The organism is Caballeronia sordidicola (genome assembly GCF_000729995.1).
GTDB lineage: Bacteria > Pseudomonadota > Gammaproteobacteria > Burkholderiales > Burkholderiaceae > Caballeronia > Caballeronia sordidicola_A.
In genome coordinates this window covers 172,106-198,951 of sequence record NZ_JNFG01000009.1, presented here as the reverse complement: position 1 = coordinate 198,951, position 26,846 = coordinate 172,106, and the positions used below count along the sequence as shown (strand labels likewise).

Below are 26,846 nucleotides of genomic sequence, written 5' to 3'. Positions count from 1 at the left end.
AAGCCGCTCAAATATTTCGACGAATTAGGAGCAGATGTGAATCGACTTAAAGACAAAGTGGCAATCGTCACCGGGGCAAGCTCCGGCATTGGCCGCGCAATCGCCGTCCACTATGCAAAAGAAGGCGCGAAGGTCGTCGTTGCGGACCTGCACGAAGGTCGGAATCACGGCGGTTTTGAAGATACGGCGTCAGCGACGACTGTCGAAGAGATTGAAAAGAGCGGGGGTACTGCATTCTTCACGACGTGCGATGTCACCAGTCAGCAGCAGGTGGCCGATCTGGTGGGCATCGCCGTCCGCCGGTTCGGCACTCTTGATGTCATCGTGAACAACGCGGGCATTTATCGGTCTGGAAAGCTCGTTCATGAGTTCGATGAGGAGGACCTCGATGCTTGCTGGGACGTCAATCTGAAGGGCACCTGGTTCGGTTGCCAGGAAGCAATCAAGGTTTTCCTCGGCAAGGGCGGCGGCACTATCGTCAACATCGTTTCGACTGCGGGGCTAGGTGGCCATCCAAAGCAATCGGTTTACAACATCTCAAAGGGTGCTGTATCGAGCTTGACGAAGTGCGTTGCCATCGAATATGGCCGAGACGGCATTCGCGCGAACGGCATCTGCCCGACTTACGCGAAGACGTCGATGACGCGAGGGCACTTTGACGACGCCGACTACATGAAAGCGTTTGCGGAGTCTATCCCGTTGAAACGTTGGGGCGAAGTCGATGACATCTCGAATCTGGCGGTGTTCCTCGCCAGTGATGAATCAGCTTATATCCACGGCGCGCTGATTCCGGTCGACGGCGGGGAGACGCTATGCCGCTACTCAGTGGAAGACGAATAGTCGAGACACGAAAGCTATGTCTTGGTTGCAGCAACGGCCAGGGCTATTTTTTACACAAATCGTAGCTGAAGCGCGCGGCGTTTTCCTTGCGCGCGGGTTTCTCGAATCGCAGTTCAAGGGCCAAGACTGGAGATGTTGTATGAAGAGCCACCTCGATGTCATCATTTTGGGTGCGGGTTTTAGCGGAATTGGACTTGGTGTCAAGTTGCTGGAAGCAGGCAAGCGGAATTTCGCAATTCTTGAGCAGGCCGATGATATCGGCGGTACGTGGCGCGACAATACCTACCCGGGCTCCGGTTGTGATACAGAGTCGCACCTGTACTGCTTTTCGTTCGCGCTGCACCCGACGGTGAGCCGTGTGTACGCGCGCCAGCCGGAGATTCTGGCGTACATGAAGCGCATCGTCGACGATAACGGCCTCCACCCATATATCCGGTTGGGAGCGAGGGTCACGTCGGTAAAGTGGGATGAAGAGGCGCTGCTGTGGAATGTTTCGCTTGCCGATGGCAGCGTGCTGACGGCTCGCAATTTCGTTGCTGCATGGGGACAGCTTAACCGTCCGCAAACTCCAGTCATCGAAGGACAGGACGCGTTCAAGGGTGTCCAGTTCCACTCGGCCCGCTGGAGGCATGACATCGACCTGAGCGGCAAACGTGTTGCGAGCATCGGCAACGCCGCGAGCGCCGTTCAGTACATCCCGGAAATCGCCCCCATTGTTGGGCACCTCGATGTATTCCAGCGCAGTCCAAACTGGGTGGTTCCCCGAATGGACCGTCCGTACACGGAGAAGGAAATCGAGGATTACTGCACAATCCCGAACTTTTTCGCGACGCACCGCGAGGAGCTGTTCGAATGGCGAGAGACGACCTTCCTGCGCATGAAGCAAGGCAGCGCCGAGGCTGAGGAGCTCGAGCGTGTCGCGATGGAGCATTTGCAAAATCAGGTACCGAACCCTGAATTGCGTAAAAAACTCACACCCGACTATCCGCTTGGTTGCAAGCGAATTCTGCGCTCCGACGACTACTTCCCCGCTATCGTCCGCGAGAACGTATCGCTGGTCACGTCGGGTGTCTCTCGCATCGAGTCAGAAGGCATTGTCACTGCCGATGGCGAATTGCATCCGGTCGACGTCGTCATCTATGGCACTGGATTCGAGACACAGTCGTTCCAGGGACCTGTCGAGGTCGTCGGGCGTGAAGGGCACAGCCTCCGGGATACCTGGAAGGAAGGTGCATACGCGTACCTTGGCATGTGCGTGAGCGGATTCCCGAACTTCTTTGTGATGTATGGCCCCAACACCAACCTGGGTCATAACTCGATTCTGTCGATGCTTGAAGCGCAGTTCAGCTACGTTCTTCAGGCTCTCGCCGCGCAGGACGAACTCGGCGTCGAAGCGTTGGAAGTGCGGCCGACCGTAGTGTCGCGCTTCAACGCAGAACTGCAGGGTGAAATGGACGACGCCGCATGGTCGGGCGGTTGCAATAGCTGGTACAAGAATGCCGAGGGGAAGGTTATCAATAACTGGTCTGGTACGGTGCATCAATATCATGATAAGACTCGCCGTTTTGTAAGCGGCGAATTCATGATCCTGTCCCTTTCTGAAACTGCCCGCCAGAACTAATTTATTGAAGGGGGCGAGGCCCTTGAACCTCAAAAGAGAGGAGACACATGATCCTGGACCGGGATGTCCTAGCCTATCTGGACTTGGTCGAGCGTGCGAAGCGGCCGCCTCTGCATCAACTGCCCGTGCTGGAAGCGCGAGCTGCATACGCATTGGGGTGCGAGACGAACGGGCTGCCGCACAGCGCCCGCGTAGCGACAGCGGACGTGGTCGCGCATACGTCAGTCGGCCCGCTTAATCTCCGCTCATACTGGATCAACGACGACACCGAAGGGTCGCTCGCGCCAGGGCTCGTGTTCTTTCACGGTGGTGGCTGGGTCGTCGGCTCTCTCGACACGCATGATTCGATCTGCCGTGAACTTGCTCGTGCGTCGGGCTGCCGCGTTGTGGCGGTGGATTACCGTCTGGCGCCTGAACATCCGTTTCCAGCCGCTAGTGAAGATGCAGTCGCTTCCTACCTGTGGATTGCGCAGAACGCTGAAGGACTGGGCATCGACTCTTCCCGTTTAGGTGTTGTTGGCGACAGCGCAGGCGGTTTTCTGGCGACGTTAGTCGCTTTGTCCGCACGTGACTACGCTCAAGAGCTCCGACCGAAGCTGCAACTGTTGTTCTATCCGGTAACCGACCTCACGGTTGAATCCGCAGGCTATACGCGCGTTGCATCCGGGTTGCCCTTCACGTCGGTGACCATGCGATGGTTCCGCGACCACTATGTGCAGCACTCTCTGAGCGCAGAGGATGTCCGTCTCGCACCGTTGAATGCTCTGGACTTGACCGGCTCACCCGACACGTTGATTGTCACATCGGGTTTCGACCCGTTGTGTGAGGAAGGCGCGGCATACGCGCACCGATTGCAGGACGCTGGAGTGCGTGTCAACCATCTCTATCTTGCAGACCAGATTCACGGCTTTCTCACGCTCGGTCTTCGTATCAACGCCGCGAGAACCGTACTCGATTGGGCGGCAGCCTACGCGCGACAAAAATTTAACGCGGTTGACGTCTAGCACTGGCGCACTGGCCGTATACGAAATTTCAAGAGGTACGCATGAAGCCGTTTTCGTTTGAAACTACCCCATCAATCCGCTGTGGCTCCGGTATCAGTAAGGACGTTGCGGCAATCGTCGCGCCGACGCTTGGGCAACGAGTTCTCATCGTCACGGATGCGGGTCTGCGTAAAGCAGGACTGCTTGCCCCGTTTGAAGAGAACCTCCGCGCCGCTGGAATCGAAGTCTGGGTTTACGACGACGTTGTCGCGGATCCGCCTGAGGCAAACATCCTTGGCGCGGTCGAGATGGCGAGGGAGACGCGAGTGACCGGCGTGCTCGGCGTCGGCGGTGGATCACCTATGGACGTTGCGAAGGTCGCGGCTCTGCTTGCCGGCAACAAGGGCCTGCTCAGCGACGCGTACGGTGTGCGCGTTGCAGAAGGCCCAAGGTTGCCGTTGGCGCTCATTCCGACGACCGCGGGCACGGGTTCAGAGGTAACGCCCATTGCCATCGTTACAACGGGCGAATCCGAGAAGAAGGGAATAGTCTCTCCGCTTCTTCTCCCGGATATCGCCATTCTCGATGGCGACCTGACTCTTGGCCTTCCAGCAGCAGTGACCGCGGCGACTGGCATCGACGCAATCGTGCATGCAATCGAAGCCATCACGTCGGCATCTGCAAACAACAATCCCATCTCGAAGACGCTGGCCATCCAAGCGTTGAGATTGCTCGGAGCGAACATTCGTACGGCGGTGTTTGACGGCAGGAATGCAGCGGCCCGCAACGCAATGTTGCTCGGTTCCTGCCTGGCGGGGCAGGCGTTCGCGAATTCTCCGGTGGCTGCGGTGCATGCGCTCGCGTATCCGGTCGGTGCGCGCTATCACGTGCCGCATGGTCTGTCGAACGCGCTCGTCCTTCCACACGTTATGCGCTTCAATGTGAGCCACGCTGACGGCTTATATGCGGAACTGGCCTGCGAGCTCTTTCCTGAGTTGTCCCGTGCTCCTGCGGCAGAGCGCGCGTCCTTGTTGATTGAGCAACTGCAGGCATTAAGCCGCGAATTGGGTGTGCCGCAGCGTCTTCGCGACGTCGGTATCCCGGAGGACACGCTCGCAACACTGGCATCCGATGCGATGAAGCAGACGCGCCTGCTGGTCAACAATCCCCGCGAGGTGACTGAACGGGACGCGCTGGCAATCTATCAGGCAGCGTTTTAAAGGCTTTGTGCAAGACCATCGTCTCACACGACTCCATTTCAGGTTGAATCATCATGTCAAATACACGGTTTGCTGCGTCAGTCGCTCTGAAGGATGAGAGCCTTGTCAAAAATTCCTGCTTCATCAATGGTGTGTGGGTCGGTGCCGACAACGGCCGGGTCATTGAAGTCACGAATCCTGCCACCGGTGAAGTGTTGGGCACCGTACCGAAGATGGGGGCCGATGAAACGCGTCGCGCCATCGAAGCATGCGAGAAGGCATTGCCTGAGTGGCGTGCAAAAACGAGCAAGGAGCGCGCTGCCATTCTGCGGCGTTGGTACGAACTGATGCTCGAGAATCAAGACGATCTCGCTCTCATCATGACCGCCGAGCAGGGCAAGCCGCTCGCTGAGAGCCGGGGCGAAATCGGCTACGCAGCATCGTTTCTTGAGTGGTTCGCGGAAGAAGGCAAGCGTGTCTACGGCGACACCATCCCGGGTCACGCCCGCGACAAGCGAATCATCGTCTTGAAGCAACCGATCGGCGTGTGCGCAGCAATCACACCGTGGAACTTCCCGGCAGCGATGCTGACGCGCAAGATTGGTCCGGCGCTCGCCGCTGGTTGCACGATGGTCCTGAAACCCGCCAGTCAGACGCCGTTCTCGGCGCTCGCACTGTGTGTGCTGGCCGAACGCGCCGGCATGCCGAAGGGTGTCATCGCCTGCGTAACGGGTGCGTCCGGCGCCATCGGCGGGGAACTCTCGAGCAATCCCACGGTACGCAAGCTGTCCTTTACCGGCTCGACCGAAGTCGGCAAAGTGTTACTGGCGCAATGCGCGACCACCGTGAAGAAAGCGTCGATGGAACTTGGTGGTAACGCTCCTTTTATCGTATTTGACGATGCAGACCTTGATGCGGCTGTGAAGGGTGCGATTGCTTCCAAGTATCGCAACGCAGGCCAAACCTGTGTCTGCGCCAATCGTCTGCTGGTGCAAGACGGCGTCTACGACGAATTTGTGGAGAAGCTTTCCCGAGAGGTGTTGAAATTAAAGGTCGGTAATGGACTGGAAAACGGAACGCTTATCGGGCCGTTGATTGACAGCAAGGCGGTCGCGAAAGTCGAGCAACACGTCGCGGACGCCGTCGCGAAGGGCGCAAGGGTTGTGCTCGGTGGCAAGAAACATGCTGCCGGCGAGAACTTTTACGAGCCAACCATCCTTTCCGGCACGACGCCGGACATGCTCATCTTCCGCGAAGAGACGTTTGGCCCAGTCGCCCCTGTCTTCCGGTTTTCGACGGACGAAGAGGCTATCACGATGGCCAACGATACCGAATTTGGCCTCGCGTCCTACTTCTATAGCCGGGATATTGCGCGCGTCTGGAAAGTCGCCGAAGCGCTCGAGTATGGAATCGTGGGCATCAACGAGGGTCTTATTTCAACAGAAGTAGCGCCATTTGGTGGTGTGAAAGAAAGCGGCTTGGGCCGCGAAGGCTCGAAGTACGGCATTGATGACTACCTCGAACTGAAGTACCTCTGTATTGGTGGTGTGCAGTAAGTAGTTTCCATTATCGAATCGGGGCCGGCGCGGTTTGCCGGCCCTTTCCATAACCGGGCACACCGGACGAGACGCGATATGCGCCTGCGTGATTGGCGCCCCTATCACTACGGCTGTCGTCGGTTGCATCAGCGCCTTCCTCTGCGCTGATCTGCTCGAAGCGCTCGATGTACGGAGCGATCAATTGCAAATCCTGTCGGTTACTTATTAAGAACGTGAACGCTCTCGATGAATGGCCTCTGATGACCAAGCCGTGTCCCGCTAAAACATGTTCCAATTCAGCGCTGGCGTGTAAGCTAACCTTACTCCATAGAACATAATAAGTCCGGTAGAGCAAAGGCAGGTGGATTTGACGTCGCCATCTCAACGGCATATGAGTGTGCGACGTATGGCGAAGAGCAAGTTAAATCCGGGAAACGACGTTCTGCTCACCGCAGGCCGAGTTAGTGAAATAGGGACAACTAATGACTAGCATTGGTGTTGGTTTCACTAGTCAAAGCGTGGGTTTATAGGGATCCTGTGCCAGCGCCCAGTTATTTGCGAGCAAACGTTTCTCGATCGGATGCGCGGACTTGATTCAGAAGCGAAGGTGGCGTTGCCTCGATCTCAATCATATGATTTCTTAATTCGTATGGAATTTCGTTATGAGTATTGTTCTTAACCACACGATGTTGCGGGTTCGTGATCCGCAAAGTTCTGTACGGTTCTACCAAGAGCACTTTCGTATGAAGATGGTGCGTCAGTTTGATTTTCCGCAGGGGAAGTTCTCGCTATATTTTCTGGCTCCTTCGGACTGCGAGGAAGACTTTAGCAGTTTGGAATGGATTCCAAAACAGAAGGGGCTTCTAGAACTGACCCACAATTGGGGAACCGAAGCCGATTCTAACTTTTCGGGCTATCACAACGGCAATGCGGATCCCCGCGGGTTCGGGCATATCTGCTTTTCTGTACCTGACGTCAATGCATTTTGTGATCAGCTTGTTGAGAAGGATGTTTCGTTCGTGAAGCGGCCGAACGATGGATCCATGAAAGGTATTGCCTTTGTGGCAGACCCTGATGGCTACTGGGTCGAAATCATTGACAAGGAGTCGTTTACACGCGTTGTGTCGTGAGGAGCGACCAAGCCTGCACACAGTCGTTTTCACTGGGAATAAGGAAATAGCCATGGCCCTCCAAGATATTACCCCGCTTAACCCCGCATTGATGGACACTTTGGTAAAACATAGTGATACTAAGGGTTGGTATCCTGATCCGAATGATCCTGAACGTTCCTTCACGAAAGTACTGTGGGCAGGTCACGAATCGGGAAGAATCGCGTTATTGTATCGCTGGTTGAAGGGGTTCCAGGCACCCCCGCACAAGCACATTGGAGCGTCGCACACTTGGATAATCAAGGGGAAGCTACAAGTGCGTGATGCGACGCTGGAGGCCGGTGACTATGTCTACGAGCCAAATGGCATGATTCACGGTGCGACGACGGCGCTCGAGGACACGGAGTATCTGTTCATGATGGAGGGCGCTATCCTCTTCTTTGACGATAATGGCATTGTTGCGTACGAGAGTTGGGAAGAAATTATTCGTCAATCGAAGACGGTTCCTCACCTCAGCGAGTAGCGTGTATGAGTCGACAACATTAGCTAAAACACATCTCACACGGAGTTGTGGGCGAGGTGGCGCCAATAACCCAGTCGACTTCGGGCCTTGCTCGGAGATTGGCTTGGTCATAGGTAGGAGTGCGTAGTGCACCCGCGACTACCTTCGGTCAAGCGAACGGGGCGATGACGCTATGAGGTCGGTTTTAGCGAAGATTGGGCGGAGGGCGACATGTCCAGCTTGGGCCGGGGTTGAGCAAAGGGGAGAGCCGACAGTCGCCGATGCACGATTATTACATTCCGCGTCCCGGGCCGGGTGCAGCGCCTTTTTCCACCCTCTTCTGGCAGGTCCGAGCCATGGCGCTGCGCCCGGTGTATAAAACTTCATCGATCTAGCCGACAAGCAACATGGCAAAAAGCCTCGAATATATCCCTGTACCGTTCTTTGAGGATAACTACGCGTGGGTGGTCACGGACGGTGCCTCCGCGATTGTCGTTGACCCTGGAACGGCTGAGCCAGTCGAGCGGTTCTGCAAGTCCCGAAATCTGGTCGTCACGGCGGTACTGCTCACGCACCATCATAGCGACCATGTCGGCGGCGTTCGGACATTGCTGCGCACGTGCGGACAACAGGACACGCCAGTTTATGGGCCTGCGCGGGAATCGATAGAGTGCGTCACCTGCCCGGTGGGCGACCGGTTCGAAGTCGAAGTCAGCGAACCAGATTTTCGTGCGACGGTCATCGCTACGCCGGGGCACACGCATGGTCACATTGTTTTTTTTCAACGTGGAGTCGATGGGCAGCCAGGCCATCTTTTCGCCGGAGACACCCTATTCGCAAGCGGCTGTGGCCGACTGCTCGAAGGCTCGGCTGAAGAAATGCTCGGGTCTCTAGACGAGCTAGCTACCTTGCCGCCGTCCACGCTCCTGCATTGCGCTCACGAATACACACTCTCCAATCTGGAGTTCGCGCGCGTATGCGAACCCGGTAACGAGGACATCAGACGCTGGCAAGCGAAAGCGGCCGCGCTCCGTCTGGCGGGCCGACCGACGCTACCGACGACCATCGGCCACGAGTTGACCGTCAATCCATTCCTGCGCGCACAACAGGATGAAATTCACAATGTGCTTATCGAACGCTTCGGTGTGCCAGTACCTCATCGGCTCGCCGCGTTCATACTGCTGCGCGCCTGGAAGGACCTGTTTCAAGGGGACTATCGGGAACTCGCGGAACGGTTGCTCCCTGATTTTCTCAGTTAGAGAAACATCACTACCCGATGCGCAGGCGCCAGATGAACCTCGCAAAACAATTGTCGAATTCTCGCAAGACGAGGGAAATCGGCCTGGTACAAACCTGGCGTCGCTTGGTCAACTTAAGTCCGTTGTCGAGGGCGGCTCCATCACCGCTGGTAATTCCAGCCAGCTTTCGGACGGGGCGTCCGCATGTGTGTTGATGGCAGACTCAGTTGTGGCCAGCAGAAATCTGAAGCCTCTTGGCATTTATCGGGGGATCGCAGTGGCGGGCTGCGCCCCTGAGGAAATGGGCCTTGGTCCAGTGCTGGCAGTTCCCAAACTGCTGCGACAAAGTGGTCTGTCGGTCGACGACATCGGTCTTTGGGAGCTGAATGAAGCGTTCGCTTGCCAGGCCTTGTACTGCCGCGACACATTGCGGATCGATCCCCAGAAATTCAACGTCAACGGCGGCGGAGTGGCCATTGGGCATCCCTACGGAATGACGGGATCGCACCTGGTCGGACATGCGTTGATCGAAGGTCGGAGGCGCGGTGTTCGCTACGTCGTCGTGACCATGTGCGTCGGTGGTGGGATGGGCGCGGCGGGACTCTTCGAGGTGATCTTGTGAACGATATTCAATCGTTGTTCAGTCTGACGGGGAAGACCGCATTTATCAGCGGCGCCTCCGGCGGTATCGGACTTCACATTGCCCGGGTGTTGGCTCAGGCTGGCGCAGCAGTGGTGCTGGCGGCCCGACGTGTTGACAAGGTGCAAAGCGAGGTCGCAAGTCTTCGTGTGGACGGGTATCGCGCGTGTGGCGTAGCTCTGGACGTCACATCGCCGCAATCCATCACTCAGGCATGGCAAAGCGCGCAGGAGGAGATCGGTGCACCGATCGACATCTTGATCAATAACGCCGGCGTTCTGTATGCAGAGCGGTTCTTGTCCCAGAAGCTCGAGGATATCGAGAGAATTTTTGACACAAATCTAAAGGGAGCATTCTTGCTGGCACAGAGAGCAGCCCAGAGTATGGTCGAATGTGGTAGCGGATCGATCATCAATATCGCGTCAACCTCTGGCCTGCGTGCGGCCGGTCATCTGTCGAGCTACGGTGCTTCAAAGGCGGCTCTTATCCAGCTTACACAAACGATGGCTCTGGAACTTGCGCGCAAGGGTGTACGGGTGAACTCACTCTGCCCGGGAAACTTCCGGACGGAAATGCATCTTTCCTTTCAGGAAAATGGACTAGAGGAGAATATCCTGCAACGTATCCCAATGCGCAAGATTGGTGAAGTGGACCAATTGGACGGCGCAACGCTCCTCCTGGCATCAGACGCGGGCAGCTATATGACCGGTGCTGTCGTCGTTGTTGATGGTGGTCAGACTTTGAGTTGGATGTGAGCGTTAAAGATGATGTCTATCGCTAGACCGAGACCGTATCGTCTCCGAAAGACTACGGCAGCTCACAAGTAAACTGGTGTTCGAAAAGCAGCGCAGTGAGGCGGACAAGCTTGCCGTTCGAGAGCAGTGTCGAAACTACCAAAAAATCAAATTACTGCGCCAACTATCGTTCAGAGTCATGGGTGATCGCCGTTGGCCGGGAGACTTGCAATGTCCACATCTCAATCGATCGACCCGATCACGTCCGCGTATGCCTATCCGCTGCTGGTAAGGCAACTGTTGCGCTCGTCACTTGCTAGTTGCCCCGACCAGCAAATCGTTTATCGTGACCTTGCACGCTTCACGTATAGCCAATTTGACGAACGGATTTCGCGACTCGCGAATGCGCTCCACCACTTAGGCGTGGCGATGGGTGATACGGTAGTGGTGATGGATTGGGACAGCCACCGCTACCTCGAAATGTACTTTGCGGTTCCCATGATGGGTGCCGTGATGATGACCGCCAATGTTCGTCTTTCACCGGACCAGATCGCGTATACGATTCAACATTCCGGCGCGTCGGTGGTCATTGTTCACCGCGATTTTCTTCCCATCCTGAACAAGATTCGGGATCAATTGAACACGGTCAAGCAATTCATATTGTTGCAGGATAGCCCGGAGCCGTCGCTGCCGGATAGTTTTTCCCTGGAGTACGAAGCTTTGCTCGAAGCAAGCGGGACATCCTTCGAATTCCCGAATTTCGACGAGAACTCACGCGCTACGACCTTTTATACGACAGGAACAACAGGTCTACCCAAAGGCGTCTTTTTTAGTCATCGACAACTGGTTTTGCACACGCTTTCGGTTGCCGTGGCTTTTACAAGCGCGGCCCAGCAGGGACGCATCCATAGGGATGACGTTTATATGCCGATGACGCCGATGTTTCACGTTCACGCGTGGGGTGTTCCTTATGTCGCAACGCTGCTGGGGATGAAGCAAGTCTATCCCGGCAGGTACAGTCCCGAAATATTCATCGATCTAATTGAACGCGAAGGGGTTACATTTTCCCACGGTGTTCCGACGCTTCTCGATATGGTCTTGGGACATCCCCGCGCGCGTACGGCAGACTTTTCGCGCTGGAAAGTCATTATCGGCGGCGCAGCTTTACCTAAAGCGCTTGCCGAGGCCGCGCTTTCACGCGGGATTGACGTCTTTGCGGGATACGGCATGTCAGAAACGTGTCCCTTCCTCACCCTGTCTCAGGTCAAAAGTGCATCACTTGGCGCTGGATCACAGGAGCTTGAGCTACGGACAAGGACCGGGTTGCCGATTCCTCTCGTTGAGCTTCGCGTCGTTGACGAAGGGATGCAAGAGGTTGCCCACGATGGAATCACGATGGGGGAAGTCGTTGTTCGTGCTCCATGGTTGACGCAGGGCTATCTACACGAACCGTCAGCGTCGGAAGAGCTATGGTCGGGCGGCTATTTGCATACCAGGGATATCGGGGTACTTTATCCTGATGGGTACCTGAGAATCAAAGACCGCTTAAAGGACGTGATCAAAACCGGTGGGGAGTGGGTGTCGTCACTCATGATCGAAGATCTGATTTGTCGACATCCGTCCGTACGCGAGGCAGCGGTCGTTGGTGTGAAAGATTCGTTATGGGGCGAACGCCCACTCGCGCTCGTCGTGTTGCGAGAGGGCCTGTCGGCGGATGAATCGCTGATCAAGTCGCATCTTTTATCGTACGTCGTGAATGGAACGCTGTCGAAGATGGGTATTCCGGATCGCGTCCTGTTGGTTGACTCCATTGAACGGACAAGCGTTGGGAAGATCAACAAGAAGCTGCTGAGGCAGAAATATGGTGGATGATCGGTGAGGGTCGATTCACGCTCGTACGCGCGCGAATATGCGGAGGGACGGCCGGCGGAACTTGCAACACTTCGTGTCCGCGTTGTCGAGGGTACTTTTGTTTTTCTGCTTACATATTGCGTATTTCGGCGCTGGTGATCAGCGATTTCGCTTGAATCACGCCCTTGGTGGTTTGCGTTACTGTGGTCTCCATTGTTCCTTTATAGCCCGCGCGCGCATTTAGAGTTGTAGGTAGAAGTAACAAGTGGATAAAGGCTAAATAACGGCACGTTCACGGCCAGTAGTTCGGTTGGCCGGCAACCGCAGCAGTTTGGCCACCGCGAACCTGTGCGTAAAAATGGCGAGCATTCAAAATCTGCGAAAAGGCCATAGCCACGGCACGACAGGATGCTCATGCGCAGCGATATCAGCTTCAAGACAACCGATGGCCTGACCTTGAAAGGCTGGCTCTATCTCTCGGGCGATGCAATTGCTCACCGCCCTGCCTTTGTCATGGCGCATGGTTTTACGGCAGTCAAAGAGCAATACCTTGATCGTTACGTTGAACTCTTCGCCAAGCACGGTTTCGCAGTGATGGTCTATGACAACAGGAATTTCGGCACGAGCGAAGATCTCCTGCGTCAGGGCAGGCTGGCCCCTTATTGCAAATTCGTGATTATCGGAACGCGATCACCTACGTCAGTAGGCTCGACACCATCGATGGCTTGCGGTTCGGTATCTGGGGACGCCAGCTACAGCTGCGGTCATGTGCTTCAGGTCGCCGCCTCAGATCGTCGCGTCAAATGCGTGTCGTCCCAGGTGCCAGCCATTAGTGGCTCGGTGGATGTACGCATGACGGCACGACAAGATTTGATGCGTGGCCTCGTCGAAGCATTTGAAGCTAATCGCGCTGCGCGTCATGTGGGTGATCATCCGCTACTGATGAACGTTGTCAGCGAAGATCTAAAATCCGATCGCGCGTTGCCAGGTCAGGACTGTTTTGACTACTTCATCGACAGCCCTTCGTCGACAGCCACAAACGCGTGGCCCCGAAGAGCATCGAGTTACGCAACGAGTACGAACCCGGGCACGCCATCGACCGCATCAGCCCCACGCCACTTCAAATCATCGTTGCGCAGAAAGACACCGTCACCGTTCCGGACGTTGCGCTCAAGTCCCACGAGCGGGCGTTGGAGCCCAAGTGTCTGGTGCCACTCGACTGCGGGCACTTCGATCCCCATCTGAGCCAGTTCGAGGCCTCCAGCACGGCGGCCGTCGAATGGTTCAAGCGCCACCTCTGATCAAGCCTACTGCTCTTTGAAGGAAACACCTATGTCCGCTGCAAAATGGCCAGAAACCCATAGCCAGTCCAAAGCTCTGTACGACCGCGCCAGCAAAGTCATGCCGGGAGGTATTACCCGCATCCTGCCGTGGCAAGAACCTTTCCCCGTCTACGCCGGGAGCGGCTCTGGCGCTTATGTCACGGACGTCGACGGAACGCGCCGGCTGGACCTGCTGAACAACTTCGCCTCGCTCATCCATGGCCATGCTCACCCGGCGATCGTCGTGGCTATTCAAGAGCAGGTCACGAAGGGCACTGCGTTCACCCTGCCGACGGAGCCTGAGGTGGCGTTGGCGGAGACCATTTGTGCACGCGCCGAAGGCTTCGAGTGGATCCGATTCTCCAACTCCGGCTCCGAAGCGGTGATGTGCGCGATCAAGGCTGCACGCGCGATCACCGGCCGCTCCAAAATCGTCAAGGCCGAAGGCGTCTATCATGGCTCCTACGATTATGCCGAAGTCAGCCTGGACTCTTCGCCGGAAAACTGGGGTGATGACCCCAAGTCCGTCGGGTATTCGAACGGTACGCCCGAAGGCGTCAAGAACGACGTCGTGGTGATCCCGTTCAACAACGTCGAAGCGGCAGAGCGGATCATCCTGGCGAACCGCGATTCCATTGCTGCGATCCTTATCGATCCAGCGCCGAGTTACTTCGGTTTTGTCCCGGTGTCGCAAGCCTTTATCGAAATGATCCGTCGTGTATCAACTGAAATTGGCGCAGTGTTTGTTCTCGATGAGGTCATCACCTTCCGCGTACACAGCGGCGGGGCGCAGACGCGTTTCAATATCAAACCCGATCTTACCGTGCTCGCAAAAATCATCGGCGGTGGCTTTCCTGTGGGGGCCGTGGCAGGTTTGCGTAAGTTCATGCAAGTGTTCGATCACCGTGAGGGCAAGCCGCTACTGCCGTGGAGCGGTACCTTCACCGCTAACCCGATTACCATGACTGCAGGCAAGATCGCTCTGGACTTGTACACCCAGGCCGAGTCCGATCGCATGGATGTGCTGGGGGACCATTTGCGCGCCGGTGTGACCCAGGCGTTTGCTAATGCCAGCTTCCCGGGTCAGGTCACCGGCTTTTCATCGATGTTCATGGTATTTGGTCATCAGCGCGAGATTCACGACTACCGATCCGGTTATTCGAGCAAGGAGGAAATGAAGTGGGTGACCAAGCTGCAACGAAATCTGGTGCTTGAGGGCTACCACATCGCCAAGACGGGCAAGGCATTCTTGTCGACTGTCATGACCGAGGAAGATGTTGATGGTTTTATTGCCGCGACTGAGCGAGCGGCGAAACAGGCGATGATCGAGGTCTGACCAGCTACGAGCACAAGGTCATAAAAAACTGCGCGGTATCTAGAAGGTCAGCCGCGCAGCAATAGATGCCGCTTGTGCGCTTTCTATTGTCCTGACGTCTGAATTCAGCGATGCGTAAGGCCTTTCGCTACGACAAGCAGCCGGTTGCTAGTTCTAGGTCGGTGCTGAATTTGTATGGGCACCTCAGTAGGCGTGGATTTCTGGATGGGTGAATCCCGATCGGTTAAAGTCCAGAATTCTGGATGCGGTGAATGACCGAAAGCCCTATTGGCAAGGGATTCAAACGAAATTGGGCCTTGAACAGTAGGCTTTCAGGCGGATCGGCCGGTTGCATTTCACCGCCAATTGTCCATATAATTGCGCGCAAACCTCTCGATTTACACGGCTCGTCCCAGTCATTCCTTTGTCATCTTGCGATGGCGTTGTTGCATAAATCAGTCTGTCGAGGGAACTGACGTATAGGCGACAACAGACAGACGTATGAGGCACGCGCCGGCGAGCGCAGGGGCAAGGCCCTTGAGAAAGAAATTTGTCGGAGCCGGCATCGCTCTGACGGCGTCAAACGGAAAAATCACGAAAGCGCACGCATCCTTCGAACCACTGGTCCATGCTTGAGTTGGGATGTCGTCGCAGTGTTCCACTTCGGTCTCACCATCTCCACGAAACCATCACACTGTGCGTGTGGCCGCTCGCTGCTGGCGCAAAATCCTGACAAAGTTGAGCACCGTCGGCGACTTTTCGCGTTGCCGATGAATCAACGCGATACCGGTCGAAAGCGGCTTGCTTTGCAGTTCGTGATACGACACGCCTTCAACCTGGATCTGCCGGATCGACGCGGGCACCACGGCAACGCCGAATCCCGCCGCGACGAGATTCGCCGCCGATGATATCTGTGGCGACTCCATGCCGATCGACGGCGCGAAGCCAGCTTCGCGGCATGCACTGATGATCGAGTCGTATAGATCCGGGCCGATCGGCCGCGGAAAGAGGATGAACGGATCGTCCGCAAGGTTTGCCAGGTCGACGCGCCGTCGCCGGCTCAAGCGATGGTTCGCCGGCAGCACCGCCAGCATGTCCTCATCGACTAGCGGTTCGACGATCAGATCCCGGCAGTTCAACGGCATGCGCACCAGAGCGGCGTCAAGTTGCCGCTCGGCGACCCGGTCGAGCAGCAGCGAGCTATTGCTTTCCTCACAACTAATCGCGACGTGCTCATATGCATGCCGATACTTCTGCATCGTTGTCGCGACCATGGGATGAAAGACCGTGGAGCCCGCGAAACCGAGCGATAGCCGTCCCGTCTCCCCGCGTCCCGCGTTCTGTACTTCGACGAACGCCTGCTGCGCGTCCTCGACAATGCGCCGTGCGCTCTCACGAAAGAGCCGTCCCGCCTCGGTCAATTCCACGCGGCGCGGATGCCTGACAAAGAGCTGCGTGCCGATCTCTCGCTCGAGCTTCAGGATCTGCTGGCTCAAGGGCGGCTGGGCGATTCCCAGATGCGCTGCGGCATCGGTGAAATGCAGGTGCTCGGCGACGGCAAGGAAGTAGCGCAACTGACGAAATTCCATATCTTTTTCGTCTCCAAAAAGCAGCTTCAAGATATTGGACTAATGATCGGCCTGATTTTAACCTTTGCTTCAACTTGATGCGCTCAGCGGCCGCAGGCAAAGCGGCTGGACGAAGCCGCTGCGCGTCACGCTCAATTTTTCCTCAGGAGAATTCGATGTCAACAACGCGCGCACCCCTAGCCACGCTCCCGGCCGACGCGGCACACACGTTGATTGCGGCTTTGCGCAACATCGTCGGCGAGAAGCACACCTTGACGGATGACGACGCGACCCGCCGCTACCGCACGGGTTTTCGTTTTGGCGCGGGCAAGGCGCTCGCGGTGGTATGCCCCGGCACGATCGTCGAACAATGGAATGTGCTGCAGGCGTGCATCGCGGCCAATGTGATTGTCATCACGCAGGCGTCGAACACGGGCCTCACGGGCGGCTCGACACCCGATGGCGACCACTATGATCGCGCCATCGTGATCGTCAGCACGAGCCGCATGAAAAAGGTGTACGTGATCAACGACGGCAAGCAGGTCGTCTGCCTTCCGGGGGCCACGCTCGACCAGCTGGAAAGAATGCTGAAGCCCCTTGGCCGCGAGCCGCATTCGGTGATTGGCTCAAGCTGTATAGGCGCGTCAGTATTCGGCGGTGTCTGCAACAACTCGGGCGGTGCACTGGTGCATCGCGGCCCGGCATATACGGAGATGGCGGTATTCGCGCAGGTCGACGCGACAGGCAGACTGAGCCTCGTCAACCATCTGGGAGTCGAGCTCGGAGAAGCACCGGATGACATCCTTGGGCGGCTTGAACGCGGCGAGTTCTCGGATGCCGATGTCCGGCACGACGCCGGCGCTGGATCGGACCACGGCTACGCGACTCACGTGCGCGAGATCGATGCGGATACACCGGCGCGCTTCAACGCCGATCCACAGCGCCTCCATGAAGCGTCAGGCTCGGCCGGCAAGGTGATGGTATTCGCGGTACGGCTCGACACGTTTCCGATCGAGCAGAACGCGAAGGTTTTTTATATTGGCACGAACCGGCCCGATGAACTCACTGCGATCCGCCGTCACGCGTTGAACGACTTCGATTATCTGCCGATCTCGGGCGAATACCTTCATCGCGACGCCTTCGACATTGCTGAGGAGTACGGCAAAGATACCTTCCTCGCAATCAACTGCCTTGGCACGTCCCGGTTGCCCGCGCTGTTCGCACTAAAAAGCCGTTTCGATGCGCTGTTCGATCGCCTAGGGTTTTTCCCTTCGCATTTCACCGACCGCGTCATGCAGGCTGCGAGCCGGCTGTTTCCAAGCCATCTGCCGCCGCGCATGAAACAGTACCGTGACAAGTATGAACATCACCTGATGCTGAAGGTGACGGCAGAAAGTGTCGAAGAAACGCGTGCCTTCCTCTCAAGCTATTTCGAAAGCGAACGCGCGACGGGCGGCTATTTCGAGTGCACCGACGAAGAAGGCAGGAAAGCGTTTCTGCACCGCTTCGCGACCGCAGGCGCCGCGGTTCGCTATCGCGCCGTGCATACCCGGGAAGTGGAGAACATCGTCGCGCTCGACATTGCACTGCGCCGCAACGATCGCGATTGGATCGAGACGTTGCCGCCTGACGTTGAAGAGACGATCTCCATCAAGCTGTATTACGGCCACTTCCTGTGCCATGTGTTCCACCAGGATTACATCGTCAAGAAGGGCAACGACTGCCTCGACGTTGAACACAAGATGTGGACGCTGCTAGACTGCCGAGGTGCCGAATATCCGGCGGAACATAACGTTGGTCATCTGTACCACGCGAAACCCCAGCTCGCCGCGTTCTATCAAAAGCTCGACCCTTGCAACTGTTTCAACCCGGGGATCGGACAGATGTCGAAGTTCGCGAAGTACCGGGAAGCGGCGGTTCAGCTGCCGTCTATTGCTTCAACTGGAACGGCAAAATCTTGCTAAGGAGACAGGCATCGCGCCGTGCGCGAGGGCCGGTTCTGATCGGAACGAACGCCCCTTGATATTCATTGAAAGTCTCCTTCGATCAGGATTGTTAGATGTCTGTCCTGAGGATCAGGTATGCGAGTGCGCCGGCCGCCGGCTGGCAGGCGTCCAACAAGCCTCCAGGGAGGAAACTGCGGGATGGTCTGGCACGGCCCCGATCCTTGAACAGCTATGGCGATTGGATTGCTCGCGTTGAGGGCTTTTTCAGGATGTTGGGATGGACGCATAGAATGGTCTGATGAAGAATCCCGAATCGCTTTATCACGGTCATCGGTTTCCCGCGCCGGCCATCAAGTGTGCTGTTCGGTGGTACTTTCGGTTTCAGTTGAGTCTGCGCGACATTGAAGAGTTGCTGTTCGAGCGTGGGGTGATCGTCCGCTACGCCCCGAAGGAAGTCCAGTAGGGATGAGACGGTCCAGCGTCGGCGCGATAAATTTGGTGAGGGCTTCGCGCATCGCGTCAGGGCTGCGCGTCTCAAGCCCGGCACCACATGGCATCTGGACGAGATCTTTGTGACACTGCGCGACGAGCTGCATCTGCTGTCCCTCAAGTGGACTTCGTTCGCGGCGTGGCAAGCGTTCAATCAGCACGACGTCAAGCTTGATATTCTGCTTCAAAAGTGTCGCGATAATGCTGCAGCCAAGCGGTTTTTCAAGCGCGTGCAGGCCTCCTGTCCCGAGGCACCGCGCAAGATCGTGACCGATCAACTGCGTAGCTATCCAGCGGCAAAGGCCGAGATCCCCCAACTCAAACACGTCAAGCATGTCTCCGTCAGGGGCAGCGCTCGACTGAATTACCGGGCCGAAACTAGTCGTCAACCTACCCGTGAACGCGAGCGCCGCATGCGTGGCTTTCGCGATCCGGAACTCACCCGAGGGCCCTCTGCTCTCTGAAAAGCTGTCGCAGTTTTGCGTTGGCGCGTCGCACCTCCTTCAACGGGACAATGCCATATGATCGCCAAAGGAAAAATGAAGTGCTCTCGCAGAATTCATCCGTCTGCCGCTGATCGCTTCTATAGCTTGGCAAGAAAAGCACTACTTCTCATAGCGAGAGCATTTCCTCCCCGCGTCTTACAGAGACAAAACCTGGGAAGCGACAGACGAGGCGATTCTCGATTCGATCGATCGGTGTGGGCCTGTTCAATTGAGCGTCAGTAGCGGACTCGGTTGCACACCCGAAACCTGTTTGCCTTGGAGCAATTCGATCGGACTGCGCATTTCTCCACCAATTTCGACAAAGCCCATTTTGCTGGAGGGAATCCATGACCAACCCAGGAGTTTCTGCATTTCCTCGGAGAAGGTCTTGACCACCTCCACAGGCAGTGCGAGGTACATGTTCTCTTCTTGGCGCACCTGTGCCAAATCGAACGTCATCGTTAGGCCGGTGCGCGGTTGGTCGGTCTTGTTACTACCGCCGGCGTGATAGACCGAGCCGACCCAGATCAGTGCCGAACCCGCTTTCATTTCGGCGGGAATGGTTTCTTCCCGTGTCGGCATGCGTTCGTCGTCCCAGCGGTGACTTCCTGGAATGACCAGTGTTGCGCCATTGTCCGCCGTGAAGTCGGTGATGGCCACCATGACCTGAACACGAGCTTCGCCACTGGTCGGCGTATGCTGCCACAGGAATGCAAAATCGTCTCGATGCAGCGGCTGACCACCCTCTCCTGGGCCGATCTGGATAACCTGCGTCACCCCGATACGAATATCTGGTACTTGCTCGACGCGCTCGCTACCCATCCATCCGTAGACCAACTTGCTCTTCAGAATTCTCTCCGCTGCCCCTTTGAACGTGGGATGAAGCGCGACGTCGGTCATGTACTTAGTGCGTGCGAACAACGCACTGGCTCTGCGTGTCTTCGTCCCGGCGAACTCGGCGTCTGTACCTGTCGGTGTATCGGCAAGAATGCGGTCCAAGTCGACCTTGAGTTTTTGCAGAAGACTTCCACTAAGAAAGTTCTCGATGATGACGCCGCCGGCATCCTTGATCGCCGCCACGGCGTCATCGACGGAGGCCGTAGAGGGAAGGCTGGGAATGTTGATGGACATGATTCATTCACATTAAGTTAAAGGGAGGCCGATCGCTGACCGAGGTATAGCCGTCCTGGCGAAGAGCGGGTTGCGGCGAAACCTCATCGTCTGAGGAGGTCGATCGTCGCTCTGGCCGCCCCGTTTGGCGCTGCCTTCTCCGGAGTTTGGTTCCAAACTATTACGTGATTTCCGTCGCGAGGGGTTAGGGCGATCCAGGCATTTCCCACTTGACCTAATCAGAGAATGAAAACGTCAATTTATACATCTGTTCCTTGGGTCCTAAGGAAAATGCCTGCGCGATTCATTGCCTTGAGTACACTATAGGTACTATGAACTGCCTCTAACATGTGCGGCGCGGCCAAATGTGCGTGCGGTGATCACAGCGAAGGCGGAGCCTATCCGAAACCATGAGAATTTAAGCCGTAGATCGTCCTTCAAAACTAATCAGAGCACCCCCACCAGCATTCCGCTAGAAAACTCCTACACAAATATCAAGAATTCCCTACGACAATTGCTCTTGAGCAACAGGAGGTCAGTGCTGCAAGCGGGTCGCTTACCAATTATTGACAGCCCCTGCAGCAGAAAGCACTCGGTCCTATCGCAGCATTAGAGGCACCAAGGTCGCTTCTGCTCACGGTAAGGCCCAGCAATACCAAGCACACTTGCCCATGCAATTGACTACTGTGCACCTCCGCCTCTTACAGGATTTCATCGGATTACTCAGTAAGCCCTCACCCTTGAGCCTTGGGGAACGTCCGGTGGTAGTGAAAAAGCTCGCGTCCCTGATCCATGTAGACTTCATTGACACGGTACGGGATCTCCAGACGGGTCGGTTCGAACAAGCCTTTCAATGGGGAGGGGAATCCAGTATGGCTGTCGCCAACGAAGAGCACTTTCGGTCGGTTGATCCGATCTCGCCACTGCTTTGCGGGCGCCGGGATCCAACGCTCGTCGAAGCCATAGTCGATCAAAAACGCTTCGGAAAACAGCATACTTCGGCGACTTTCTTTCACGCCATCGAACCTATTGGGGCATTGACATGTATCTGCATGACGCAGGCCAGGTAGAGTTCGACTATCGCTTCTGGACGAGCGACCCGAGGGCGCGTTTGGCGAACGGGGGGGCGCTGCTCAACGCCCTGCGTCCACATATGATTAAGCCATACGGTTTACTCCTTCTAGAGCGCTTGCGCACCCAGCCGGAAACTTCCACTAGCAGCTATCCGAGCTTCTTGCTTCAGGGATCGAAGAATCCGAAGCCGAGTCGCAAGGCCCGCGCATTCCTGAACGTACTAGAACCGTGCAAAAGGGACGAGTTGTACCGGATGTTGTCCCTGATAGCCCATGGCTCATCTCCGGCGTTGCACTGGAACGGCTTTGATCTTTGAGTAGAACGCGCTGGCCGTGCGGACAACAACACGCTTGTTGTACTTCGCATGGTCGGCCTTGACTGAAATTCACGTTTGTGAATTTGTCAGGCGACTTGAAGGTGCGTCGCGGATATTCGACTTCCCAGTTCCGCACTCACCAGATTTGTGTGGAGGTCGATCTGACCAGGTACGCGCATCTCTTTCAACTGTCACGCAAAGAAACAATTCAAGCCGATTTTATATAAAAAGGAACGGCGCGACTGAGTGTCGGACAGATCTTTTTTCGCAAGATACCGCACTCCTTACTCGAGAAACTACACCGGACGACACCCGCCAATGACTTCACTGGGGCATTGGAGAACCCTCACTGGCAAGTGCGGCTGCGCGCTGTGTGTAGTCTAGGAATACTGAGTAATGTAGCCGCCGTGACGTTTTTTCTGCAAACCTTGCAGCAAAAGCATCAGTAACCGTTCGTGCGGTGATGTGGGAAGACTGATGGGGGTGAACTTGAGCTTCCCCCGTCACGACGGACACATTCGATGGGATTGAATTTGAACATCGAGATGCATGTATATAATAATTTTTATAAAGAAGTAGCTAAAGCAACACCGCACTAGCGCATGTCCTTAAGCGCGTCTGCGACCGTTTTGGCCATCACTGTATAGCCGGCATCGTTGGGATGCAGATGGTCGCCAGAGTCGTACACCGCCAGCATTTGCAAAGGTCTTGTGGGGTCGCGTAACGCTTGGTCGAAATCGACGATGGCGTCCACACCTTTGAGCCTGCTGCGGATAAAGTCGTTGACTTCCAGGCGCTTGATCTCGCGTGTGTCAGAGTAATATAGCGTCGTCGCTTTGAATGGCGTTAATGTACCGACTAAGACCCTTAATCCTCTGGACTTGGCCTTGTCTACGGCCGTCTGCAGCGCCGCAGTAATATCGGCGGCTTCCTTGATTTGCTCAGGCACCCATTGGTCGTAGCCGATGTCATTGATACCCAGCAGAATCACGACATGGGTAACTCCGCTCACGTTCAAGACATCGCGCCCGAAGCGCGCTTCTCCTTTCGGTCCCTGCCAGCCTGTCTTCCAGCGATTTCCCGAAATACCCGCATCGACGACACTGATCGGCCCATAGCTGGCCCGATCAGCAGCCACTATACGCGACAGGATATTCGGCCAGCGATAGTTGGAGTCAAGGGAAGAACCAAACCCGTCTGTAATCGAATCGCCGAATCCCACCACCACCTTCGGTCTATCCTTGCGCAAGACGTCAAGTTCAGTGATCCAGGCAGTGTAGCCACCGGGATCGGTCGCGTCAGGGTTGTCGTTGATCTCGCTCCATGCCGGCGCGGGTACCTTGGTGACGTCCCCGAAGGCAACGAAATTGCGCTGCATGGCCAGGTTGTGCACAGTACGAATAGGCGCAGCATGTTTCACGTAGATCGATATGGCGGCAGAGGAGTTGGCCTTAGGCACGAAATTGACCGGATCGCTTGCGATGTCGGTACCCGGCGCCAGTGTCACGGACGATGCACCATTAAAGGTGACAGCACGAACACTAGCGGCATCGATGCTGGCGGCGCTTCCGGTGTTGGCAGCGATCGTGACAGAGTCAAACGTGACAGGCGCGTCGCCAAACTGATTGGACAGCTTCAGGCGAACCTTGCTGCCGGCCGCGGAGACATACACGATCTGGCGTATGGTCTGGTTGGACAGTGTTTTGACTGCCGGTGCAGGGTAGGTCGGCGGCATCCCCTCCAAGTAGTCGGCCTGCGCGGTGTACCAGCTAGCCGCCCATTTTTCTGATGGGTCAGCTGCATGCGCGGCGAGCGATCCAGCGGCAAGGATTGCGGCGACCAGCATGCGCGCCGTATATTGGCGTATCCGTTTCTCGCTTGGATATGCTCTCGTATTCATTGCGTTCTCCTGTCAGCGTCAGCGAGAAGGATAGCTGGTAAGTGTCGCCGCTGGACAGGTTCTCGCCGGTCAATACTTGTTCCAAGCGGTCATCAATCGCCAAGTCTCAGCGTAGTCGGGTTGAGTCGCGGACGCTTCCTAATTCGAACGAAAATCCTTAAGTCGGTTATCTGTTCCACTGCTCGACAGACCCCGTATTACGGATTCCTGTTTGCAATAACTGTTCGTTGAGGTCTGGTGCACTGGTACAACCCGAAGCGACGGCTGCCTTTTGACAACTCTAAGGATTGAGTTTTTTGGAGATGGAAGGTTTGGATATACCTTCTCTGATTCGGATGCGGAAACACATCGCACTCTTTTTGGAAAAGCTTGGCAAAGCGAGCGACTGTTACGAAAGCATGTTTGCAATCAGGTCTGAGGCGAGAAAGGCTTGGGCTAACGCACAGATCGCGCTAGGCGCCGGACTATCGGGCGGCCTGATCGCGAGCACGATCATACCGTTTGCCCAGCGTTACGGCTCAGAAAAGTGGGCACTTGCAACTGCTGCAGAGATCACAAGTGAAAATTTCGTCCCATACTTGTCACAGCGCCGCTTGCGACCTCGCTCGCCCAAATTGCGTCGTAAATCACCGGGGCGGCGAAATGTTTCCAGCGGGACACCTGCTCATATTGGCCCTCGCTATAACCCTCGTTACCGTCGTGATAATGACGAGAACCCTTTTTCTGCAGTAAGACTAAGTGGCTGGCGCAGCGTGAAATCAGAGGATGTACCTCGATAGACAATTTGTCGATCTACCGCGTCGACATGGCCGTTCGCCACATTCGCAGAGGTAATGTTCGCTGGTATTTTCGAACGACGGTCGGGTGGCCTGCGCACGAGTCCGAGGACTCTATAGGCACAAAGCTGGTGCTTCATCCTCCCTAGGCAACCGAGTACGGCCTGTCGCATGACACTCCATTCGAGTCCGCAAGACGGCTTGGCCTCAGTCGCCTTGATGGAGAGCTCACTGTTTTCGAGCGCCTACTGCAGAAAATGAAACGGAGCCAATTGTTTGATACTTGATACTAGGAAGAACATGGAATGCAATGCTTCGAAGAGATACCGCGGCCCGACGTCTGGTGCGATAACAGCGGTGATATTGATGTTGAACCTGCTCCGCGCTCCGATCTGCTCCGCGGATGAGCCAACGGCCACGCTCGCTGTAACGGCTTCCTCAAATACATTGGTCGAGCAGTGTTCCCACGACGTCATGCAGGCGGCCGCGCCTCCTGGGGTCGTCGTCAAAGACATCACCAATGTCAACCCTGCTGCCTCGCTGTTCAAAAACACCAAAGGGGGGGCGGTTTATATCCCTGCGAATGCATTTGGAGATGACGCACCAGCATACTGCGTTGTAACCGGTTCGATGGTAACCAACTGGAAGACGGGAAAAACGGCAAACTTCGGTGCGGCGCTACCGTCTGCTACGACATGGAACAAGAAGTTCCTGATGGAAGGTTGCGGAGGCACATGTGGCGACGTGTTCGACAATGGTCCACCCGCACCGTCGGTCATCCGAAGAGGATATGCCGTGTGGACGACAGACGACGGCCATATCGATTCCGGCTATGCAGATAATGGCCAACCTATTGGCACGGATTCCGATTGGGCAGTCAAGGGGCCTGGCAGGCCGGACGTGGACTCGATGCTCGATTACTTCCATCGCGGCGTGCACGTTGTTGCCGATCTGGGTAAAACGTTCACCAGCCGATTCTATGCGGCAGTTGGGGTAGACCGGTCCTATTTCCTTGGATGTTCCGATGGCGGAAAGGAAGCAATGCGAGAGGCTACTCTCTACCCCGAAGACTTCGACGGCCTTGTAGCGGGAGCGCCATTTCTTGACGCCACAGCCGTCGTTGTTGGCGGTATCAATACACAGCTTGCGCAGTTCCAGTCGGCAGCTTCTGTAGTGCCTGCGGCTGCGTTTGACTTGGTGGCAAAAGCATTTGTCGCCAAATGCGACGCATCGGATGGCGTTGTCGACGGCATCGTGCAAAATCCCGCCGCATGCAACTTCAATCCACAAAAGGACATTCCTCGGTGCGCTGTGCTTGGCGGTGGCAGTAGTAGTCGGTGCCTCACCGCTCCTCAAATCAATGCGGTCACCGCAATGTTCAACGAAGTAAGGGATACGGGAGGGCATGTTGTGGCACCCGGCTTTGCGACAGTTACATCCGGCCCTGACCACGGAGGATGGGGGCTTGCTAGTTGGGCTGCATTCCCTTACCAGCCCCACACCACAGTCGGACCGTATCCATTTGGTCCGACACCTTCGAAAGGAGGAAACTTCTGGGCGTGGGCTGTGAGCGATGGCGTTCTTCGGAACCTTACCTATGTGGGCGACCCCGCTTATGCCAGTCTTTCAACTCTAGGCATGAAGTACATACAGGCAGGCCAACCCAGAAACGGCTCGTATGCTGGCGTGCTGCCGTTCGATGTTGCCGAGCGCATCAAGTTCTCTTTGCAAGAAGAGACGTCGAGCAACCCATACTTGCTTGCGAATTTCATTGCGCAAAACCGAAAGCTGATTATGTGGCACGGTTACGGCGACGGAGTTATTAGCCCGTACAGCACCGTCCGGTATTACGAACGATTGGCCACACTGAACGGTGGCTACAAGGACTTGCAGGATAACGTACGGTTATTCATGGCCCCGGATGTCGGGCATTGCGGACTGGGCGGCGCGGGGCCAAACGCGTTCATGACGCTATATCACAATGTCCCATGGGCGATGCAACCGCCGGTGATTGATGCTGACCACGATATGCTGTCTGCGCTGGAGAAATGGGTTGAGGGGAGGGTTCCTCCGAATATAATCATTGCCTCCAAGTATCTCAACGACGATATGACAAAGCCGGTTGTCCGCTCAATGCCTCTTTGCCCATTCCCTGAGAAGGCGCGCTATGACGGGAGAGGCAACGTCAATGACGCAGCGTCGTGGTCGTGTCCAGACAATGACGCCGGTCTACTCAAAGTCGGAAAATCCGGAGCAAGGGCCGGTCTATAGCGCATGCGTGTATGCGTCA

General features: G+C 56.2%; 18 protein-coding genes and 2 pseudogenes. 16 read left to right on the top strand and 4 right to left on the bottom strand.

Annotated elements, in window-relative coordinates:
• Positions 1-36 precede the first annotated feature (36 nt).
• From FH08_RS0110365 to FH08_RS0110295, 13 genes and pseudogenes are all read left to right on the top strand, one after another.
• Positions 37-840, top strand: a complete 804-nt coding sequence (locus tag FH08_RS0110365; RefSeq protein ID WP_031358248.1) for an SDR family NAD(P)-dependent oxidoreductase — start codon at positions 37-39, stop codon at positions 838-840.
• A gap of 139 nt (positions 841-979) precedes the next feature.
• Positions 980-2,461, top strand: coding sequence for a flavin-containing monooxygenase (locus tag FH08_RS0110360; protein WP_031358247.1), 1,482 nt, complete (start codon positions 980-982; stop codon positions 2,459-2,461).
• A gap of 47 nt (positions 2,462-2,508) precedes the next feature.
• Positions 2,509-3,465, top strand: coding sequence for an alpha/beta hydrolase (locus tag FH08_RS0110355; RefSeq protein WP_031358246.1), 957 nt, complete (start codon positions 2,509-2,511; stop codon positions 3,463-3,465).
• A 41-nt stretch (positions 3,466-3,506) separates the two neighbouring features.
• Complete coding sequence (locus FH08_RS0110350) at positions 3,507-4,664, top strand: iron-containing alcohol dehydrogenase (RefSeq protein ID WP_031358245.1); 1,158 nt, start codon at positions 3,507-3,509, stop codon at positions 4,662-4,664.
• A 53-nt stretch (positions 4,665-4,717) separates the two neighbouring features.
• Complete coding sequence (gene gabD, locus FH08_RS0110345) at positions 4,718-6,199, top strand: NADP-dependent succinate-semialdehyde dehydrogenase (protein ID WP_031358244.1); 1,482 nt, start codon at positions 4,718-4,720, stop codon at positions 6,197-6,199.
• Positions 6,200-6,843: 644 nt separating this feature from the next.
• Positions 6,844-7,311: a lactoylglutathione lyase gene (gloA, locus tag FH08_RS0110335; RefSeq protein WP_031358242.1), complete on the top strand. Its 468-nt coding sequence runs from the start codon at positions 6,844-6,846 to the stop codon at positions 7,309-7,311.
• A 52-nt stretch (positions 7,312-7,363) separates the two neighbouring features.
• On the top strand, positions 7,364-7,813 hold the full coding sequence (locus tag FH08_RS49405) for a cupin domain-containing protein (protein WP_051888087.1): 450 nt from the start codon (positions 7,364-7,366) through the stop codon (positions 7,811-7,813).
• 386 nt (positions 7,814-8,199) lie between these two features.
• Positions 8,200-9,051 carry a hydroxyacylglutathione hydrolase gene (gene gloB / locus FH08_RS0110325; protein WP_035565818.1) on the top strand — a complete coding sequence of 284 codons (852 nt, stop codon included), beginning with the start codon at positions 8,200-8,202 and terminating at the stop codon, positions 9,049-9,051.
• 52 nt (positions 9,052-9,103) lie between these two features.
• A pseudogene (locus tag FH08_RS0110320) lies at positions 9,104-9,652 on the top strand (acetyl-CoA C-acyltransferase); the annotation flags it as partial.
• Positions 9,649-10,425 (top strand): SDR family NAD(P)-dependent oxidoreductase, encoded by a 777-nt coding sequence (locus tag FH08_RS0110315; RefSeq protein ID WP_031358238.1) that lies wholly within the window; start codon positions 9,649-9,651, stop codon positions 10,423-10,425. The pseudogene FH08_RS0110320 and the gene FH08_RS0110315, both read left to right, overlap by 4 nt.
• A 210-nt stretch (positions 10,426-10,635) precedes the next feature.
• Positions 10,636-12,276, top strand: a complete 1,641-nt coding sequence (locus FH08_RS0110310) for a fatty acid--CoA ligase (protein ID WP_031358237.1) — start codon at positions 10,636-10,638, stop codon at positions 12,274-12,276.
• A 393-nt stretch (positions 12,277-12,669) separates the two neighbouring features.
• Entirely contained in the window at positions 12,670-13,500 is an 831-nt protein-coding gene (locus FH08_RS48330) for an alpha/beta hydrolase (RefSeq protein WP_200878725.1), read from the top strand.
• A gap of 87 nt (positions 13,501-13,587) precedes the next feature.
• Positions 13,588-14,913 (top strand): aspartate aminotransferase family protein, encoded by a 1,326-nt coding sequence (locus FH08_RS0110295; RefSeq protein ID WP_031358236.1) that lies wholly within the window; start codon positions 13,588-13,590, stop codon positions 14,911-14,913.
• Between the two features lie 668 nt (positions 14,914-15,581).
• Here the strand turns inward: FH08_RS0110295 and FH08_RS0110290 are convergent.
• Positions 15,582-16,481 carry a LysR family transcriptional regulator gene (locus FH08_RS0110290; RefSeq protein WP_031358235.1) on the bottom strand — a complete coding sequence of 300 codons (900 nt, stop codon included), beginning with the start codon at positions 16,479-16,481 and terminating at the stop codon, positions 15,582-15,584.
• A gap of 155 nt (positions 16,482-16,636) precedes the next feature.
• Between FH08_RS0110290 and dld the strand changes: the two genes are divergently transcribed.
• Together dld and FH08_RS48325 are read left to right on the top strand one after the other, a co-directional pair.
• The gene (gene dld, locus FH08_RS0110285) at positions 16,637-18,424 is read left to right on the top strand and encodes a D-lactate dehydrogenase (protein WP_051888085.1); all 1,788 of its coding nucleotides are present in this window, start codon (positions 16,637-16,639) and stop codon (positions 18,422-18,424) included.
• A gap of 280 nt (positions 18,425-18,704) precedes the next feature.
• Positions 18,705-19,341, top strand: a pseudogene (locus FH08_RS48325) (IS6 family transposase); the annotation flags it as partial.
• A gap of 264 nt (positions 19,342-19,605) precedes the next feature.
• Here FH08_RS48325 and FH08_RS0110275 read toward each other — a convergent pair.
• From FH08_RS0110275 to FH08_RS0110265, 3 genes are all read right to left on the bottom strand, one after another.
• Positions 19,606-20,511, bottom strand: a complete 906-nt coding sequence (locus FH08_RS0110275) for a phytanoyl-CoA dioxygenase family protein (RefSeq protein WP_051888083.1) — start codon at positions 20,509-20,511, stop codon at positions 19,606-19,608.
• Positions 20,512-21,224: 713 nt separating this feature from the next.
• Positions 21,225-21,485 carry a hypothetical protein gene (locus tag FH08_RS49400; protein ID WP_051888081.1) on the bottom strand — a complete coding sequence of 87 codons (261 nt, stop codon included), beginning with the start codon at positions 21,483-21,485 and terminating at the stop codon, positions 21,225-21,227.
• Between the two features lie 990 nt (positions 21,486-22,475).
• A complete protein-coding gene (locus FH08_RS0110265; protein WP_051888077.1) occupies positions 22,476-23,780 on the bottom strand; it encodes an SGNH/GDSL hydrolase family protein in 1,305 nt (434 codons plus the stop codon).
• 1,142 nt (positions 23,781-24,922) lie between these two features.
• Here FH08_RS0110265 and FH08_RS0110255 point away from each other — a divergent pair.
• Positions 24,923-26,827 (top strand): tannase/feruloyl esterase family alpha/beta hydrolase, encoded by a 1,905-nt coding sequence (locus FH08_RS0110255; RefSeq protein WP_160172453.1) that lies wholly within the window; start codon positions 24,923-24,925, stop codon positions 26,825-26,827.
• The last annotated feature ends 19 nt before the right edge of the window (positions 26,828-26,846 follow it).

Coding starts and splice junctions, on each gene's coding strand:
- FH08_RS0110360 (WP_031358247.1), top strand. CDS start 980: ATGAAGAGCCACCTCGATGTCATCATTTTGGGTGCGGGTTTTAGCGGA.
- FH08_RS0110355 (WP_031358246.1), top strand. CDS start 2,509: ATGATCCTGGACCGGGATGTCCTAGCCTATCTGGACTTGGTCGAGCGT.
- FH08_RS0110350 (WP_031358245.1), top strand. CDS start 3,507: ATGAAGCCGTTTTCGTTTGAAACTACCCCATCAATCCGCTGTGGCTCC.
- gabD (WP_031358244.1), top strand. CDS start 4,718: ATGTCAAATACACGGTTTGCTGCGTCAGTCGCTCTGAAGGATGAGAGC.
- gloA (WP_031358242.1), top strand. CDS start 6,844: ATGAGTATTGTTCTTAACCACACGATGTTGCGGGTTCGTGATCCGCAA.
- FH08_RS49405 (WP_051888087.1), top strand. CDS start 7,364: ATGGCCCTCCAAGATATTACCCCGCTTAACCCCGCATTGATGGACACT.
- gloB (WP_035565818.1), top strand. CDS start 8,200: ATGGCAAAAAGCCTCGAATATATCCCTGTACCGTTCTTTGAGGATAAC.
- FH08_RS0110310 (WP_031358237.1), top strand. CDS start 10,636: ATGTCCACATCTCAATCGATCGACCCGATCACGTCCGCGTATGCCTAT.
- FH08_RS48330 (WP_200878725.1), top strand. CDS start 12,670: ATGCGCAGCGATATCAGCTTCAAGACAACCGATGGCCTGACCTTGAAA.
- FH08_RS0110295 (WP_031358236.1), top strand. CDS start 13,588: ATGTCCGCTGCAAAATGGCCAGAAACCCATAGCCAGTCCAAAGCTCTG.
- FH08_RS0110290 (WP_031358235.1), bottom strand. CDS start 16,481: ATGGAATTTCGTCAGTTGCGCTACTTCCTTGCCGTCGCCGAGCACCTG.
- dld (WP_051888085.1), top strand. CDS start 16,637: ATGTCAACAACGCGCGCACCCCTAGCCACGCTCCCGGCCGACGCGGCA.
- FH08_RS0110275 (WP_051888083.1), bottom strand. CDS start 20,511: ATGTCCATCAACATTCCCAGCCTTCCCTCTACGGCCTCCGTCGATGAC.
- FH08_RS49400 (WP_051888081.1), bottom strand. CDS start 21,485: ATGCTGTTTTCCGAAGCGTTTTTGATCGACTATGGCTTCGACGAGCGT.
- FH08_RS0110265 (WP_051888077.1), bottom strand. CDS start 23,780: ATGAATACGAGAGCATATCCAAGCGAGAAACGGATACGCCAATATACG.
- FH08_RS0110255 (WP_160172453.1), top strand. CDS start 24,923: ATGTTGAACCTGCTCCGCGCTCCGATCTGCTCCGCGGATGAGCCAACG.